Raw genomic sequence first — 598 nt, forward strand, 5'->3', positions numbered from 1 at the left:
GTTATATATATGGGTATGAAAAAAGTTGGCGAAATCTCTAAAGCTTATTGTGATGCGGGCTTAGGTGATATGCCTGCGGCAGTTATTCAGCATGCTACCTTGCCCAACCAAAAACAAGTGGTATGTTCAGTGCAAAATTTACAGGAATCTGCTGAACAGGCAGGCTTAACTTATCCTGCTATTATTATTATAGGTAATGTGGTGCAGGCTAAAGCTTATGCGAACTTAAATCAGGGAGAACTTTTATCAGCGTAGAACGGTTCATTAGTTCATTCGTAATTGATCATTACTACATTGGTTGATAGTTTATAGATTCATGGTTGATTGCATACGTGATAACTAAAATCTTAACTCCCTTAAATCCCAATGGTCAGCCAAATAGATTAACTGTCTAAATGTTATCAATAAAAAAGCCCGCAAGGTTTAACTTGCAGGCCAATAATTAATATGGATTGATTAATTTAAAGTCAATTCGATTACCGGGATTTCGAAGTCGGGTTTTTTCTTTGGTAGTTTTAACACCAAGGTATTCCCGGTCGATTTTTGAGCGTCAATCTGTATTTCAGAGTTGTCATGTAAAAACTGCGCGTATTTCGCC

The 598-nt window shown here is 37.1% G+C and carries 1 pseudogene; it reads left to right on the forward strand.

The features are described 5' to 3' along the window. Window positions 1-255 (forward strand): annotated as a pseudogene (locus AC1DND_RS29085) (hypothetical protein); the annotation flags it as partial. Window positions 256-598: the final 343 nt, after the last annotated feature.

Source organism: Pedobacter sp. 01N416, from assembly GCF_056399685.1.